This window comes from Salinicola salarius (assembly GCF_002179555.1).
In the GTDB taxonomy this organism is placed as follows: domain Bacteria; phylum Pseudomonadota; class Gammaproteobacteria; order Pseudomonadales; family Halomonadaceae; genus Salinicola; species Salinicola salarius_A.
This window is the reverse complement of record NZ_NHOU01000097.1, coordinates 1-1,818: the sequence shown is the minus strand read 5'-3', so window position 1 is coordinate 1,818 and position 1,818 is coordinate 1. Positions and strand designations below refer to the sequence as shown.

The following is a 1,818-nucleotide window of genomic DNA, read 5'->3' as shown; positions in this document are numbered from 1 at the left end:
CTCGGTGGCCAAAAGCACTTGACCACTACACTCCGGCACGGCAAGCACCGGCTCGCTGGTCTTAAAACGAAAATACACATCTGCGAACATTCCTGGATGAAAACGATCTTCAGGATTGTCCAGCTCCAGCCTGACAATCCGGGTGCGGGTCACAGGATCAATGGTGTGGGCTTCCTGGGACACCGTTGCCACGCCCACACGACCAGCTGCCCTGACTTCGGCTTCCGCGCCCTTCTCAAGAACAATGTCGGAGCTTGCTGGCAGATGGGCTTCTACCCAAAGTTCACTCTCGTCAGCAAGAGTCACCAGCGGCTGGCCAGCCTCAACTCTTTGTCCTTGCTCAAAGTCATCGGTCAGCACTGCGCCATCCACGCGAGCCCTTAGCATGTATTCACCGAGGCTACCCACGCCACTGGCCTTCAGTGCACCAATGTCATCATCGTTTAGCCCGTAAGCAAGCAGAGTCGCGCTTGCCGCCTCAATATTGGCTTTCGCGGTATTGAACCGCTGATCACCCACCACGGAACGACCCAGCCCGCTGATTCGCTTCCATTCAGGAAAAGCTTTCCTGTAATCCGCCTGCGCCTGTGCCACTGTCTCACTGAACAGGGTTACCAGCAGCTGGCCTTTGGTTACGTGCTCACCCAGTTCCACGTGACGCCGCAGCACCACTGAGGCAACCCGGGGGGACACGTGATAGCTGGTATAACCGTTGGTTAGCAGCTCACCGGGCGCGTAAATTTCATAGTCAACGAGCCGGCTTTCGAGCGTTGCCACTTCAATGCCGGCCAGATCTTTCTGTTTGGCGTTGATGCTTGCGGTGGCCGCTTCTTCATGGCCACCGTTCTCGTCTTCGTGGCCGTGCCCCCCTTCCTCTTCATGCTCACCTTCTTCACCATGATCTTCCTTATGCTCGCCCTCCTCACCGGTGACTTCCTGACGATCGTCGCCACTGGCAGCATGATCATGGCCGGCTTCCTGATGAGCATCTTCCTCTGCCTGTACAAAAGAAAGTGGGGCTGTAAGCAACGTCAATGCGAATACAGAAATCAGAGTTTTTTTCATAATGAATATCCAGTTTCCAGACTATTTTTGGAAGGGGGTGATCAGTTCGCCAGACTGACTCAAGAGCTCAATCAGACCCAGCTGCGCCTGCTTTTCCAGTTCAATACCGGTTTTCAGGCTCTCCGCGCGCTGGCCCAGCGCCTGGAGATACTCAGAGGTGGAGAGGTCGCCGACCTGCCACTGCTTCTCAAGCAAATCAGCACTTCGCTGTACACGCCCCTGGGAGAGTTCTGTCCATCGGCTGAGTTGGGTGTCGTATCGCTTCCAGGCAGCTCGGGCGCCCGCCAGACCATACTGCTGCTTCCGATAAAGTGCCTGAAACCGAGCTTCGGCCTCTAATGATCGTCGGTTGGCAGCCTGGATTTCGGCACCGTAGTTATTACGGACATTCAGAGGGATCGAGAACGTCAGGCCAACCAGGTTCTCACCGCCATCACGCCCTCCGCTCAGCCCGACCGTGGGAGATGCCGCCGCTCTGCGACTGACCACCTCGGCTTCGCTCCGCAGCACCTGCCACCTCGCGCGGGCGGCAACAATTGACGGATGAGCCAGCAAATTGTCGTTATCGACCCTGGAAGCAAGAGCCGGCCAAATGTGCCCGGGGATCCCCCCATCCTGAGGCCGCCAATCCGGCAGAAGCTCTCTGACCCGGGCTTGCGCCTGATCAACCGCAGCCTTTGCCTGGGCGAGCTCACTGAGCTGCTGAGAAAGGCTTAAAAAAAGGTTCTTCGTCACTTCATGTGGATTTGGCCT

2 protein-coding genes are annotated in these 1,818 nt (G+C 57.0%); both read right to left on the bottom strand.

Annotated features, from left to right (window positions below):
- The coding region (locus CCD76_RS19255) for an efflux RND transporter periplasmic adaptor subunit (RefSeq protein ID WP_087721099.1) at positions 1-1,065 on the bottom strand (1,065 nt) is incomplete at its 3' end.
- Between the two features lie 21 nt (positions 1,066-1,086).
- The coding region (locus CCD76_RS19250) for a TolC family protein (protein ID WP_143543350.1) at positions 1,087-1,818 on the bottom strand (732 nt) is incomplete at its 5' end.